This is a genomic window from Moritella sp. JT01, assembly GCF_001574435.1.
GTDB lineage: Bacteria > Pseudomonadota > Gammaproteobacteria > Enterobacterales > Moritellaceae > Moritella.
In genome coordinates this window covers 1-12,657 of record NZ_LOCN01000030.1, presented here as the reverse complement: position 1 = coordinate 12,657, position 12,657 = coordinate 1, and the positions used below count along the sequence as shown (strand labels likewise).

The following is a 12,657-nucleotide window of genomic DNA, read 5'->3' as shown; positions in this document are numbered from 1 at the left end:
TAATAACCACGTATTATTGAATAACCGAATTATTTTGAATTAATGAAAGCTAATGCATCATTAAGTGTTTGTTGTGGGATCTCTTCCATAGGTACATGACCAGCGTTTGGATAAGTAATTAAGCTTGATCCTGGGATGTTTGCTAACCATTGCTCGCTGAGTTTTTGTGGTACCCAAATGTCTTTGTGACCCCACATTAATAGAGTCGGTGCCGTAATCGATTCAAAGTCTAACGGAGATTGTTTATTATTCTTTTCATTTAACATGGCAATCGTATTGGCGTAGGCTTGTTTAGCTCCTGGACGCAAAGAGAGATGAATATAACGGTCCATATTTTCTTTGGTGATTAGATCTTGATCACCGTATACGTCCTTAACTCCCATTGCGATAATGAAAGGAGGAAACACATTGGCTACCAGTGCATTGATACCGGGCATACTGGCAAAGCTTAAAATAAACGGCAGATCCTGTGGCGCGCCAGCAGGATCAATAAGGATAAGTTTTTTTATTTTATCAGGATAGTTCGCTGCATAATAAGCAGAAACATAACCGCCGAGGGAATTGCCTACCAGAATAAAGTCATCGAGTTTCAATTGGGCAATAAATTGCTCAAAAGATGAGTGTAATAGCGCTTCAGAGAAGTCGTCTGGATTTTCTGGACCACCAGTTAAACCAAAGCCTGGCATATCAAGGCTGATGATCCGGTACTTATCTGCTAAGCCTTTATTCCATTCCTTCCAAGTATGCAGTGATGATAAAATACCGTGTATTAATACAATCGGTTGACCATTAGGATTGCCTTCGTCACGGTAATGAATGCGCATTCCATTAACATCCATCCATTGTGACTGCTCGTTGGCGTACAAAGCATTGAGATCTTCTATCGGCATTTCGCCAACCCCCCAAACGCTACTCACACTTGGACTCGCGGCGACTGCCTGCTGCATACTGGTACAGCCGGTTAAGCTAAGGCTTGCGGTAACGGTTAAGGCCACTGCTAGCGGTAATATTTTAGGTCGTTTAAATTTTATCATTATCACTGTTTCATCCTTGAAATTCAGGTTGCTTGTGCAAAAAAATGAACAAAGTGATTAATCATAAACGAGTTTATTTTAAACTAATGCCTAATTTTATCACTAAGTGTCATTATGTAGTGTCGTGATTTAAAATTAAAAAAGGCCCAGTACTTATAGCAAGTACTGGGCCTTTTTTTCTTGATTTTTACTTAATAATGTAGCGCGTTACCGCCAATATTATTTAGCTAAAGATTCAGTCAGATTAGGACGGATCTTAGCAAGCATATCTTTAAGTACACGTGGTGATGCAGCAACTGAGTTACCAGACTTGAAGAAGTCATGGCCGCCAGCGAAATCAGTGACGATAGCGCCTGATTCAGTAGCGATTAAGTTACCCGCTGCAGTTTCCCAAGGCTTTTGACCCATGCTCCATAAACCGTCGATACGACCAGCTGCTAGGTAAGCAAGGTTAAGTGCAGGACAACCAGATGCACGGATATCAGCACATTCAGTGAATAATGCGCCGAAGATGTTCATGTAAGTATCTTGCTGATGCTTCATGCTGTGTGGGAAGCCTGTCGCTAAAACAGTACCAGATAAATCTTTAGCAGAACCAGCACGTAAACGGAAACCGTTTAATTGAGCGCCTTTACCACGACAAGCAGAGAAAATTTCATCACCGATAGCATCAAAGATAACAGCAACTTCAGCTTTACCTTTAACGTGTAAAGCAACAGATACTGCGAAGTGTGGAATACCTTTGATAAAGTTAATATGACCGTTTAGTGGGTCAATGATCCACTGGTAGTCTGTATCTGCACCAGTAGTCGCACCGCTTTCTTTTGCGATGATCGTATGCTCAGGGTAAGCTTTTTTAATTGTAGCGATAATAGCTGCTTCAGCTTCTTTTTCTACGTTAGTCACAAAATCATTTGTGCCTTTTTGCTCAACCTTAGTTTTACCAGGATCGCCATAAGCTTTTACGATTACATTGCCTGCGTCACGCGCAGCACGGATCGCGATTGTTAGCATCGGATGCATACTATTACCACCAAATTTTTGAAAGAACGGGAATTAGGGCGCGGATTATACCCAACTTTGTTAAAATGTTCAAAAGTTATTTTGTCTTATTTCATTAATGCTACTTTACTCGGTTTTCGTATCGACTGGTGGTAATAAACACATTATAGATCGTCGATATATTCTAGGGATCTTATGCGTTTTTGTTCAGCTGTATTAAAGAGTGCATATCTTAAGTCATCTATGCGGGCTTCTTTATTTAAATGACTATCATCGTTCATAATTTGCCTTCTCTGAGTTAAGTATGACTTTATCTTGTTATCTAGCGCTGTTTCTTGATGTTCAAGTTCTGTCATTCTAACTGCAACCTCTGGCCCTATCGCTTCATAAGCTATATATCGCTGTTGTTCGTCGTCATAGTTTGCTATTTGATTTAGTTCTGATGTCACAAGATCATCTTGATAAACTCGACTAATTTCTTCTGGGAAGTTGGACAACTCTTCTTTAAGCTGGTAGCGATAGTCTTCTTGAGATACCGCAATAGATTTTAAATAGAGTTTTTTGATGGTGACTTGCCGATGTAAATTCTCGTTATTAAAAAGTAACTTTTGTTCTGCTGTGCTAAATAGGGCTAATTGTTTATCCCGTAATTCACTATCAAGACGTTCTAAATCATCAATATTAGGGTCTTGGTTTACATCTATCGAAAGTAAAGATTGTTTATATAACAGAAAACGTTCGAATAAATCATAATCTGCTGTGCTATATCGCTCTGGGTTGTTTGTTATGAATCTTTTGACGTTCGCTTTTAATTGTTCAATATCCATTTCTGTTTCATCAAAACCAGATAGAAAATAGTCAAACATATCTCGTAATGATGTTTGGTCAATCTCTGTGTCTTGCTGAGATGACGCTTGAATCGGTGAGCTATCGACGCGGACGGCTAATGGCATCGTTTTTTTATGCTTGATTGCTACTTCTGTGATCTTATTATTTTGTACTATTACTGCTGAATGAGTGGCTAACTTAATAGCCTTTACAGCCTGTTTATTTATCGGTTTATCATTCAATGTTAGATAGGCTACACTAGCAGCCGCTGCGATAACTGTGATTACTAGTGTAGCCTTTTTCATTCTATAAACCTTGTAGTTTTAAGCGGTTTGCATGTTGACGGTACAGACTTGGAACAGAGAGGAATAATGCTGTATGGCCAAGCACCTGATTGATTTCATCAACATGGTTCATTCGATAAGTACCAATCACTTTACCTAAGTGAGTGCTACAAACGCCGACCATGCCATCATTGTCTTCACCACCGAGCCATGACGAACCAAAAGCGAGTAAACTTACAGCCTTTAGCGGTACATCAATTAGGGCATCTTTAGGACTCGTTACTAATCTGTTTCCAGTCCAAGAATAATAGTACACTTTGTGCTGTACATTATTCACTGTACTTATGACTACAGGGTCACCTTCACCACATGCTGTGGTAGGCACACCTTCTGGATATTTTTTATTAAACGCAAGCGATTTATATGTCGTTAATGCTTTTAAAGCGCCTACTGGGTCAACAGGAAGTGATGAACCACCGGATAAGAATTGCGCTATTTTTGATATGTAGCCGATAATAGTTGCACCAGCAGTATTAATCAAAGTGCCATCAGGCGCAACGCTATAGAATAAATCAGCGACTTTGGACCCCTTGTTCACACCACCAATACTTGTAACTGAAGCCACGAGTTCTGGCGCAACTGACGCAACATAGCGAGACGTTGGACCGCCATGACTGTGTCCGATAAGATTCACTTTACTTGCTCCACTCAGAGCCAAAAATTGTTTAACTTGTTGTAAAAGCTGCTCGCCTCTAATTTCGGTTGTATTGGTTGAAGATATTTGTGCGGTAAAAACTGTGGCACCATCTTGTCTTAGCTTTTGCGCTATTTTGTAAAAATAGTCATAACCTTGAATGTCATCAAAGCCTAAAAAACCATGTACGAGTACAATTGGATATTTGGTTTCTGTATAATTTGTAGCATTTGCATAATTGAGAAATGTTGTCGATAGCATTATTGCGATCATCATTAATCGTTTCATTTTTCCATCCTTAGATTAACTTTAGTTATATGAAATCATTGTGTTTTATTATTACGTGACGGAATGTCATATTCAATAGGGGGTATGTAAAAAAGAGATGTAAGTCAAAGTAAAAGTAAAAATAGATGAGAATAAGCAGGGGAGGTATTGGTATTGGGACAAGATATACCTTGTTTACTATGATAGAATCCGCGACCAGTAAATTAACAACTCCAGTAATAGTCTAACCACTGTTTTAAACTCGTAGTTTAAATGGCCTTTTTTCTATTATGCATCTTTGTAGGTATTCATTAATTATGTTAGCAAACGTAAAAGTTGTATTAGTCGGTACATCTCATCCTGGTAATATTGGTTCGGCAGCTCGTGCAATGAAAACAATGGGCTTCACGCAATTGGTATTAGTTGCACCTTTATGTGAAATTGATGAAAAATCAGTAGCATTAGCTGCTGGAGCTGCAGATGTATTAGAAAATGCAATCATCGTCGATACCTTAGAAGACGCTGTTGCTGAGTGTGGCCTTGTGATTGGCACAAGTGCACGTTCACGTACATTGCAGTGGCCAATGCTTGATTCGCGTGAAGCGGGTTTAAAGCTGATTGAAGAAGTGCCGAATTACCCTGTTGCATTAGTGTTTGGTCGTGAGCGTATTGGCTTGACCAATGATGAACTACAAAAATGTACTTATCATGTATGTGTTTCTGCAAACCCTGAATACAGCTCATTAAATTTAGCCATGGCAGTACAGATCTTAACGTACGAAACACGTATGGCATATCTTGCTACCAACACCTATCCAGAACAAGAAAACCCATATCCAAAGCAAGCAGAACTGGAAATGTTCCATACTCATCTTGAAGAGACATTATGGGATACTGGTTTTATTAATAAAGCCCATCCTGGAATCGTAATGAATCGTTTACGTCGACTCTTCACGCGTGCTCGTCCAGAAGCTGTTGAGCTAAACATCTTGCGTGGTGCACTCGTTTCTATTCAGCGTAACCTGAAGAAATAACATTAGATATCAAGTTGTTAATGGCTAAGATGCAATACCTGAGTAAATTACTCAGGTATATACTTGACCATTTCAGTCGGGTATGTAACCATAGTCTTAAATAACAGTTTTAGAGGTTGCTATGCGATTGACATCGAAAGGACGTTACGCCGTTACAGCTATGATTGATCTTGCATTGCACGCAGAAATGAAACCTGTACCACTGGCTGAAATATCTGAACGACAAAGTATTTCCCTGTCGTATTTGGAACAGTTATTCTCTCGATTACGTCGAAAGAAACTGGTAGCAAGTGCTCGAGGACCCGGTGGTGGCTATAAGTTAGGCATGTTACCTGGGCTGATTTCTGTCGGCATGATTATTGAAGCAGTTGATGAGAATGTAAAAGCGACTAGGTGTGATTCTTCGGGTGGTTGTAATGATGGAAAACGCTGTTTAACGCATTCACTTTGGGATGATTTAAGTGAGCGGATTAGTGATTTTCTTGATAACATATCGCTTGCTGATTTGATGGCAAATAGTGAGATAAAGCAGATTGTCAACGAACAAGATCATGACCGTCAAATGTTAAAAAAAATTGATGTGAATATTATTTGATAATTGTTTAATAAAAACATAATAGAATTATAATTATAATTATAAGTATGAATACCGTTAGCGTTTAACGGTGTTGTATGGAGCAATGACTAGATGAAAAAACCTATTTATTTGGATTATTCTGCCACTACGCCTGTAGATCCACGTGTAGCAGAAAAAATGATGCAATGCTTAACTATGGACGGCATTTTTGGTAACCCAGCGTCTCGTTCACATCGTTTCGGCTGGCAAGCTGAAGAAGCAGTAGACATTGCTCGTAATCAAATTGCAGATTTAGTAAATGCAGACCCACGAGAAGTTGTGATTACTTCGGGCGCAACTGAATCAAACAATCTTGCGATTAAAGGTGCTGCGCATTTCTATAAGAAGAAAGGCAAGCATATCATCACAAGTAAAATTGAGCACAAAGCTGTGCTGGATACTTGTCGCCAACTTGAGCGTGAAGGATACGAAGTAACTTATTTAGACCCAACACCTGAAGGTCTAATTACGGTTGAAATCCTTGAAGCTGCAATCCGTGAAGATACAATCATTGTTAGTATCATGCACGTGAATAACGAAATCGGTGCGATTAATGATATCGCTGCATTGGGTGAACTTTGTCGCTCTAAGAAAGTCTTATTCCATGTAGATGCTGCGCAAAGTGCGGGCAAATTACCAATCGATTTCTCTGAACTAAAAGTAGATATGTTATCGGTATCGGCACATAAAATTTATGGTCCTAAAGGTATTGGTGCATTGTACGTTCAACGTAAACCGCGTATCCGCCTAGAAGCGCAAATGCACGGTGGCGGTCATGAACGTGGTATGCGTAGTGGTACATTACCAACTCACCAAATCGTGGGTATGGGTGAAGCGTTCCGCATTGCTAAAGAAGAAATGCAAAAAGATCATGACCATGCTGAAGCATTACGTAAACGTTTCTGGGCAGGTATCGCAGGTATCGAAGAAGTATATCTAAATGGCCATGCTGAACAACGTATCGTAAGTAACTTAAACGTAAGCTTCAACTTTGTTGAAGGTGAGTCATTAATGATGGCACTGAAAGACCTTGCGGTTTCTTCTGGCTCTGCTTGTACATCAGCAAGTTTAGAACCGTCTTATGTACTACGTGCATTAGGTCTAAACGATGAAATGGCACACAGTTCAATTCGTTTCTCATTCGGCCGTTTTACGACTGAAGAAGAAGTGGATTATGCAACCAGCATCATTGAAGAAAACATCAGTAAACTACGTGAAATGTCACCTCTATGGGAGATGTTTAAAGATGGTATCGATTTAAGTACTATCGAGTGGGATCACCACTAATCGTTCACCCCTGTGTTTCACGAAGATTTATATTCAGTTTGAAGGAGTTATATCATGGCTTATAGCGAAAAAGTAATCGACCATTATGAAAACCCACGTAACGTAGGTTCATTTGATAAAAATGATCCATCAATCGCAACTGGTATGGTAGGCGCACCAGCGTGTGGCGACGTAATGAAGTTACAACTTAAAATTAATGATGAAGGCATTATTGAAGATGCTAAATTCAAAACTTACGGTTGTGGTTCTGCTATCGCATCAAGTTCTTTAGTTACCGAATGGGTAAAAGGCAAGAGCATTGAGCAAGCGGGTGAAATCACTAATATGACAATTGCTGAAGAGCTAGAATTACCACCAGTGAAAATTCACTGCTCAATTCTTGCTGAAGATGCAATTAAAGCCGCAATTGATGATTACAAAAAGAAAAGAGTGTCTTAGGAGCTAATATGGCTGTTACCTTATCAGACTCAGCTGCAGCACGTGTTGCCAGCTACCTTGATAAACGTGGTAAAGGTGCCGGTTTACGCCTAGGTGTGAAAACATCTGGTTGCTCTGGCTTGGCTTATGTCCTTGAGTTTGTTGACGCTATTGACGAGAACGATGAAGTTTTTGTTGAAAAAGGCGTTACCGTTATCGTGGATAAAAAAAGCCTCGTTTATCTTGACGGGATCGAGTTAGATTTCGTTAAAGAAGGCCTTAATGAAGGGTTTGAATTTAACAATCCCAACCTGAAAGGCGAATGCGGCTGCGGCGAAAGCTTCAACGTGTAATATTGATAAACCCAAATAACCTTGTTATTTGGGTTTTGTTTATTTAATCTATTCATTAAAGGTCGTCAGATGAACCATTTTGAGCTGTTTGGTTTACCCGTTAATTTTGAACTAGATAGTGCCCGTTTAGCAACAACATATCGAGAATTACAACGCACACTACATCCTGATAAATTTGCTAATAGCAGTGAGCGAGAGCGCTTATTATCGGTGCAAAAATCATCGCAAGTTAATGATGCTTATTCAATTCTTAAGTCGCCAATTCAACGTGCAGAATATATGCTCGCCGTTTGCCATGAAGATATTCGTGGTGAGCAAAAAACATTGCAAGATCCAATGTTTCTTATGCAGCAGATGGAACAGCACGAGCGTCTCGAAGATATCCCACATTCCGCTGATCCTGAACAAGAAATTGCAGACTTTGATGATGAACTAACCTTATCGATTAAAGCGTACCTGCAAGAATTTAATAAATTAATCAGCGCTGAGCATTATAACGACGCGGCAAATGTCGTGCGTAAATTAAAGTTTGTCTACAAACTACAAGCACAATTAAGTACACTTGAAGATAGTTTACTTGATTACTAATCAAATAATTTAAATTTAAGAACCTAAAACATGGCATTACTTCAAATTGCTGAACCGGGACAAGCGGCAGCACCTCATGAGCATAAACTTGCTGTTGGTATCGATCTAGGCACAACTAATTCATTAGTGGCAAGTGTCCGTAGTGGCAGTGCTGAAACGTTAGTTGATAAGAGTGGTCGGGATATTTTACCGTCAGTGGTTCGTTATACTATAGATTCAGTTGTGGTTGGTGACGACGCCGCACAACAAGCGATAACCGATCCAGAAAATACCATTTCTTCGGTAAAGCGTTTGATGGGCAAAGCATTCACTGATATTAATACAGCACGTATTCCTAATGTACTTGTTGAATCAGCATCGGGCCAACCGTTAATTAAAACGGTGGCTGGTGAACTTAACCCAGTACAAGTATCTGCAGAAATTCTAAAAGCATTAGCAGCTCGTGCAACAGAGACACTTGCAGGTGAACTTAATGGCGTGGTCATCACTGTACCCGCCTATTTTGATGATGCACAACGTCAAGGTACAAAAGACGCTGCACATATTGCAGGGTTAAATGTTTTACGATTATTAAACGAGCCAACTGCAGCCGCGATCGCGTATGGTTTAGATGCCGGTCAAGAAGGCATTATTGCGGTTTATGATCTGGGTGGCGGTACGTTTGATATATCCATTTTACGTCTACATAAAGGCGTGTTCGAAGTGCTCGCTACAGGCGGTGACTCTGCGCTTGGTGGTGATGACTTTGATCATTTAGTTGTTGACTGGATTTGTACTGAAGCTGGTCTTGTGGGTAAGCAATCGCTAGCGATGCAGCGTTTGTTACTAATAGAAGCAAAACAGGCGAAACAAGCTTTAACAGATAGTGACACTGTTGATATTACATTGTCACTAGAGGCTGTTAATTGGCAAGGAACATTAAGCCGTGCAACATTTGAAGGTCTTATCCAGCCATTGGTTAAACGTACTTTATTAGCATGTCGTCGTTCGTTAAAAGATGCTGATATCAGTAAAGACGATGTACTTGAAGTCGTTATGGTTGGCGGTTCCACACGTGTACCATTAGTACGTGAAAAGGTAGGTGAGTTCTTTGCACAAGAGCCACTGACAAGTATAAATCCAGATAAGGTTGTTGCAATTGGTGCTGCGATTCAGGCCGATATATTAGTCGGTAACAAACCTGATTCAGACCTGTTATTACTAGACGTAACACCGTTGTCATTGGGCCTTGAAACGATGGGTAACCTCGTTGAAAAAGTTATTCCACGTAATACCACTATCCCAGTCGCACGCGCCCAAGAGTTTACCACGTTTAAAGATGGTCAAACTGCAATGACAATCCATGTGTTGCAAGGCGAACGTGAATTGGTAAGTGATTGCCGTTCATTAGCGCGCTTCTCTCTTACTGGTATTCCACCAATGGCAGCGGGTGCAGCGCATATTCGTGTGACGTTCCAAGTTGATGCAGACGGTTTATTAAGTGTATCCGCGATGGAGAAATCATCGGGCGTGTCTGCCTCTATCCAAGTTAAACCGTCGTATGGTTTAAGTGATGATGAAGTTGCTAACATGCTTAAAGATTCAATGACGTATGCGAAAGAAGATGTGACTGCGCGTATGCTAGCTGAACAACAGCTAGAAGCAGACCGTGTCATGGAAAGTCTGATTGTTGCCTTGCAGCAAGATGGTAAAGCTTTATTGTCAGATGCAGAACAAAATGCGATTGAAACAGCAATGCAAAAGCTTTATCAAACTCGCCAAAGTGATGATAGAGATGCTATTGAAAAAGAAATTGAAACAGTCGATAAATTAACACAAGATTTTGCTGCTCGTCGTATGGATGCATCAATCCGTAAAGCGTTGCAGGGTCAGTCGGTAGATAAGGTCTAAGAAATGCCAAAAGTTATATTTTTACCTCATGAAGAACTATGTCCAGAAGGTTTATCTGTAGAGGTTGAGAAAGGTGAAACTATCCTTGATATTGCGCTTCGCAATAAAATCATCATTGAGCATGCTTGTGAGAAATCATGTGCATGTACTACTTGTCATGTGATTGTACGTGAAGGCTTTGATTCATTAGAAGAAAGTGATGAACTTGAAGATGACATGTTAGATAAAGCATGGGGTTTAGAACCAGACTCTCGTTTAGGTTGCCAAGCGATCGTCGCAGATGAAGATTTAGTTGTCGAGATCCCTAAATACACAATCAACATGGTATCAGAAAGTCATTAATTGATTGTTAAGCTAAGGTGTCTTTATCCTACGCATAAATAGCGTAAGCAAACTAAACTGAAAGTAACGGTGCAGCCTATTTGTTGCTGTACATATTTTCAGGGAGGTTTTTTATGGCATTAGCGTGGTCGGATAGTACAGAGATTGCCATTACATTAGCTGAAAATTATCCAGAGCAAGATCCACAGCAAGTCCGGTTTACAGACTTGCGTCGGATGATATTAGGGTTGGAAGACTTTACCGATGATCCTAATCATTGTGGTGAAAGAGTACTTGAAGCCGTGATGCTTGCTTGGATTGATGAATATTAAACATTGAATAAGCCCATAGTTAGCGTAATTGCTGAGTATGGGCTTTTTTTATTTTAGCTTGTGAATATAAAATGAATAAGTGGGTTTACGTTTGTTCTAATCTGATGCATGGACTAGACTTCTTAAAAATAATTAAACATGAGAGTGTAAAGGTTAAGGAGGATATAATGATAGAAAAATTCTATATTGTTTGCTTAGTATCGGCTTTGAGTTTTTCAGCTATAGCAGCTAAACAGTGCAAAATTATTAAAAGTACTGTGTATGACACCTTTACAGCTATTGATACTGCACGCGTAGATCTTGAAGCGTATCAAGCGATTATAACGGATGATTCGACGTTCAAATTTGGTAATTGGCCCGCATCTGAAGGTAGAGAAGCTATTCGTAAAGCACAAAAGGATTTTTTTACAACAGTGAACGGAATGAGCCACAAACTGCATCGTATCTGGATAGATGAATGTAATGTAGCAGTAGAGGGGGTTGTGACGTATACCACAAAGGATAATAAACAAGTGCCTATCCCATTTGTCGATACGTTTATTTATAACAGCGATGACAAGGTGAGAGTTGTTAATATATACATAGATATCTCACCTTTAGAAAGGCATAGTTCAGGTGATCGGTAAACGATAGCGTTATATTCCTCGTAGTAAAGCTTTGCAGCTTCTGTTCCGAAGTGATCGGAACCACTCCCATATCAAGCTCGTTTTCATCTAGGTCAACCAATGTCAGCACAATAGAACCATCGCCGCATGAGATGGAACTCGTTCATATTAATAGCTAATTTATACAAATCCAAAACAAGGAAAAGCATTCAAAAATTTAATTTAAAGCGCCGATTTTTTTTACACTTTTTATGTTTCAACTACCACCTAAACTTAATGCATTGTATTTAAATGCTTTTTTTTATGGCACGGTAAATGCCTATATAGAATATGCACAGATGGCATAACTTAATAGGAATTGAAATATGAAATTGATACATAAATTAATTTTAACCTCCAGCCTAATTTTATCGGCTAACCAAGTAAGTGCGACTACAATTTCTGCAACCTTAAACTCTTGGGAAAATGGTTGGACTGAGGCGGTTCTATATACTGCTCCCAACAGCTATGGATTCTCATCGGCAGGATTATTTAATTTCACCAATAATACGACACAATCAGATTTTTTAGCATTTTGTCTTGAGACCGATGAGCCAATTGATATCGGTGATACAGCAGACTTTACTATTTACCCTGCCACAGACCCAGAACCTTTTGGAACCGGAGCTGAAGTGGCTGAATATATAGGTCGCCTCTATACAAACAAATATGCCAGTGTTTCTGATGCAAGCACAGCAGCAGCCTTCCAGATTGCACTTTGGGAAATCGTGCATGAAGACTACAATACATATGGCTTCGACTTACACACTGGTGACTTTCAGTTGGTACAAGCATCCCCTGGCGGTGCAAATATTGCAGCAGGTTATCTTAACTCTTTAGATTCGTGGACAAATAACGTTGTTGTTGATGTCTATCGTAACGCTGGAATCCAAGATCTATTACAAGTATATCCAGAGCCACCCCCTATTAATGTAAATGAACCAGCCAGTATATCGTTATTTGGATTTGGATTATTAGGGTTAGCATCAATGCTTCGACGCAAAACTATTTATCACCTTTGACGAAAAACACTGTCCTTTAGGGCGGTGATGTAAGTCATTATTGC

General features: G+C 39.7%; 15 protein-coding genes. 11 read left to right on the top strand and 4 right to left on the bottom strand.

Annotated features, from left to right (window positions below):
* Window positions 1-29: 29 nt before the first annotated feature.
* The 4 genes from AKG98_RS19110 to AKG98_RS19095 all read right to left on the bottom strand — a co-directional run bounded on the left by AKG98_RS19110 (window position 30) and on the right by AKG98_RS19095 (window position 4,130).
* On the bottom strand, window positions 30-1,034 hold the full coding sequence (locus tag AKG98_RS19110) for an alpha/beta fold hydrolase (RefSeq protein WP_083544023.1): 1,005 nt from the start codon (window positions 1,032-1,034) through the stop codon (window positions 30-32).
* Between the two features lie 219 nt (window positions 1,035-1,253).
* Window positions 1,254-2,057, bottom strand: coding sequence for an inositol-1-monophosphatase (gene suhB, locus AKG98_RS19105; RefSeq protein ID WP_067049770.1), 804 nt, complete (start codon window positions 2,055-2,057; stop codon window positions 1,254-1,256).
* Between the two features lie 143 nt (window positions 2,058-2,200).
* On the bottom strand, window positions 2,201-3,169 hold the full coding sequence (locus AKG98_RS19100) for a lipase secretion chaperone (protein ID WP_067049767.1): 969 nt from the start codon (window positions 3,167-3,169) through the stop codon (window positions 2,201-2,203).
* A gap of 1 nt (window position 3,170) precedes the next feature.
* Window positions 3,171-4,130 carry a triacylglycerol lipase gene (locus AKG98_RS19095; protein ID WP_067049764.1) on the bottom strand — a complete coding sequence of 320 codons (960 nt, stop codon included), beginning with the start codon at window positions 4,128-4,130 and terminating at the stop codon, window positions 3,171-3,173.
* Window positions 4,131-4,426: 296 nt separating this feature from the next.
* Between AKG98_RS19095 and trmJ the strand changes: the two genes are divergently transcribed.
* The 11 genes from trmJ to AKG98_RS19040 all read left to right on the top strand — a co-directional run bounded on the left by trmJ (window position 4,427) and on the right by AKG98_RS19040 (window position 12,613).
* Window positions 4,427-5,143 carry a tRNA (cytosine(32)/uridine(32)-2'-O)-methyltransferase TrmJ gene (gene trmJ / locus AKG98_RS19090; protein ID WP_067049761.1) on the top strand — a complete coding sequence of 239 codons (717 nt, stop codon included), beginning with the start codon at window positions 4,427-4,429 and terminating at the stop codon, window positions 5,141-5,143.
* A gap of 121 nt (window positions 5,144-5,264) precedes the next feature.
* Window positions 5,265-5,738, top strand: a complete 474-nt coding sequence (locus AKG98_RS19085) for an Rrf2 family transcriptional regulator (RefSeq protein ID WP_083544022.1) — start codon at window positions 5,265-5,267, stop codon at window positions 5,736-5,738.
* Between the two features lie 93 nt (window positions 5,739-5,831).
* On the top strand, window positions 5,832-7,046 hold the full coding sequence (locus AKG98_RS19080) for an IscS subfamily cysteine desulfurase (protein WP_067049758.1): 1,215 nt from the start codon (window positions 5,832-5,834) through the stop codon (window positions 7,044-7,046).
* A gap of 54 nt (window positions 7,047-7,100) precedes the next feature.
* Window positions 7,101-7,484, top strand: coding sequence for a Fe-S cluster assembly scaffold IscU (iscU, locus tag AKG98_RS19075; protein ID WP_067049755.1), 384 nt, complete (start codon window positions 7,101-7,103; stop codon window positions 7,482-7,484).
* Between the two features lie 8 nt (window positions 7,485-7,492).
* Window positions 7,493-7,816 (top strand): iron-sulfur cluster assembly protein IscA, encoded by a 324-nt coding sequence (iscA, locus tag AKG98_RS19070; RefSeq protein WP_067049751.1) that lies wholly within the window; start codon window positions 7,493-7,495, stop codon window positions 7,814-7,816.
* 69 nt (window positions 7,817-7,885) lie between these two features.
* Entirely contained in the window at window positions 7,886-8,404 is a 519-nt protein-coding gene (hscB, locus tag AKG98_RS19065; RefSeq protein ID WP_067049748.1) for a co-chaperone HscB, read from the top strand.
* A gap of 30 nt (window positions 8,405-8,434) precedes the next feature.
* Window positions 8,435-10,294, top strand: coding sequence for a Fe-S protein assembly chaperone HscA (gene hscA, locus AKG98_RS19060; protein ID WP_067049745.1), 1,860 nt, complete (start codon window positions 8,435-8,437; stop codon window positions 10,292-10,294).
* A gap of 3 nt (window positions 10,295-10,297) precedes the next feature.
* Window positions 10,298-10,636 carry an ISC system 2Fe-2S type ferredoxin gene (gene fdx, locus AKG98_RS19055; protein WP_067049742.1) on the top strand — a complete coding sequence of 113 codons (339 nt, stop codon included), beginning with the start codon at window positions 10,298-10,300 and terminating at the stop codon, window positions 10,634-10,636.
* A gap of 113 nt (window positions 10,637-10,749) precedes the next feature.
* Complete coding sequence (gene iscX, locus AKG98_RS19050; protein WP_067049739.1) at window positions 10,750-10,947, top strand: Fe-S cluster assembly protein IscX; 198 nt, start codon at window positions 10,750-10,752, stop codon at window positions 10,945-10,947.
* Between the two features lie 167 nt (window positions 10,948-11,114).
* Window positions 11,115-11,573 (top strand): nuclear transport factor 2 family protein, encoded by a 459-nt coding sequence (locus AKG98_RS19045; RefSeq protein ID WP_198155570.1) that lies wholly within the window; start codon window positions 11,115-11,117, stop codon window positions 11,571-11,573.
* Window positions 11,574-11,917: 344 nt separating this feature from the next.
* Window positions 11,918-12,613, top strand: coding sequence for a PEP-CTERM sorting domain-containing protein (locus tag AKG98_RS19040; protein ID WP_067049733.1), 696 nt, complete (start codon window positions 11,918-11,920; stop codon window positions 12,611-12,613).
* Window positions 12,614-12,657: the final 44 nt, after the last annotated feature.

What these genes read in the sequence shown, in the direction of transcription:
- iscU (WP_067049755.1), top strand. Translation starts at nt 7,101, where the DNA reads ATGGCTTATAGCGAAAAAGTAATCGACCATTATGAAAACCCACGTAAC.
- hscB (WP_067049748.1), top strand. Translation starts at nt 7,886, where the DNA reads ATGAACCATTTTGAGCTGTTTGGTTTACCCGTTAATTTTGAACTAGAT.
- fdx (WP_067049742.1), top strand. Translation starts at nt 10,298, where the DNA reads ATGCCAAAAGTTATATTTTTACCTCATGAAGAACTATGTCCAGAAGGT.
- iscA (WP_067049751.1), top strand. Translation starts at nt 7,493, where the DNA reads ATGGCTGTTACCTTATCAGACTCAGCTGCAGCACGTGTTGCCAGCTAC.
- iscX (WP_067049739.1), top strand. Translation starts at nt 10,750, where the DNA reads ATGGCATTAGCGTGGTCGGATAGTACAGAGATTGCCATTACATTAGCT.
- AKG98_RS19100 (WP_067049767.1), bottom strand. Translation starts at nt 3,169, where the DNA reads ATGAAAAAGGCTACACTAGTAATCACAGTTATCGCAGCGGCTGCTAGT.
- hscA (WP_067049745.1), top strand. Translation starts at nt 8,435, where the DNA reads ATGGCATTACTTCAAATTGCTGAACCGGGACAAGCGGCAGCACCTCAT.
- AKG98_RS19110 (WP_083544023.1), bottom strand. Translation starts at nt 1,034, where the DNA reads ATGATAAAATTTAAACGACCTAAAATATTACCGCTAGCAGTGGCCTTA.
- AKG98_RS19085 (WP_083544022.1), top strand. Translation starts at nt 5,265, where the DNA reads ATGCGATTGACATCGAAAGGACGTTACGCCGTTACAGCTATGATTGAT.
- suhB (WP_067049770.1), bottom strand. Translation starts at nt 2,057, where the DNA reads ATGCATCCGATGCTAACAATCGCGATCCGTGCTGCGCGTGACGCAGGC.
- AKG98_RS19095 (WP_067049764.1), bottom strand. Translation starts at nt 4,130, where the DNA reads ATGAAACGATTAATGATGATCGCAATAATGCTATCGACAACATTTCTC.
- AKG98_RS19080 (WP_067049758.1), top strand. Translation starts at nt 5,832, where the DNA reads ATGAAAAAACCTATTTATTTGGATTATTCTGCCACTACGCCTGTAGAT.
- AKG98_RS19040 (WP_067049733.1), top strand. Translation starts at nt 11,918, where the DNA reads ATGAAATTGATACATAAATTAATTTTAACCTCCAGCCTAATTTTATCG.
- AKG98_RS19045 (WP_198155570.1), top strand. Translation starts at nt 11,115, where the DNA reads ATGATAGAAAAATTCTATATTGTTTGCTTAGTATCGGCTTTGAGTTTT.
- trmJ (WP_067049761.1), top strand. Translation starts at nt 4,427, where the DNA reads ATGTTAGCAAACGTAAAAGTTGTATTAGTCGGTACATCTCATCCTGGT.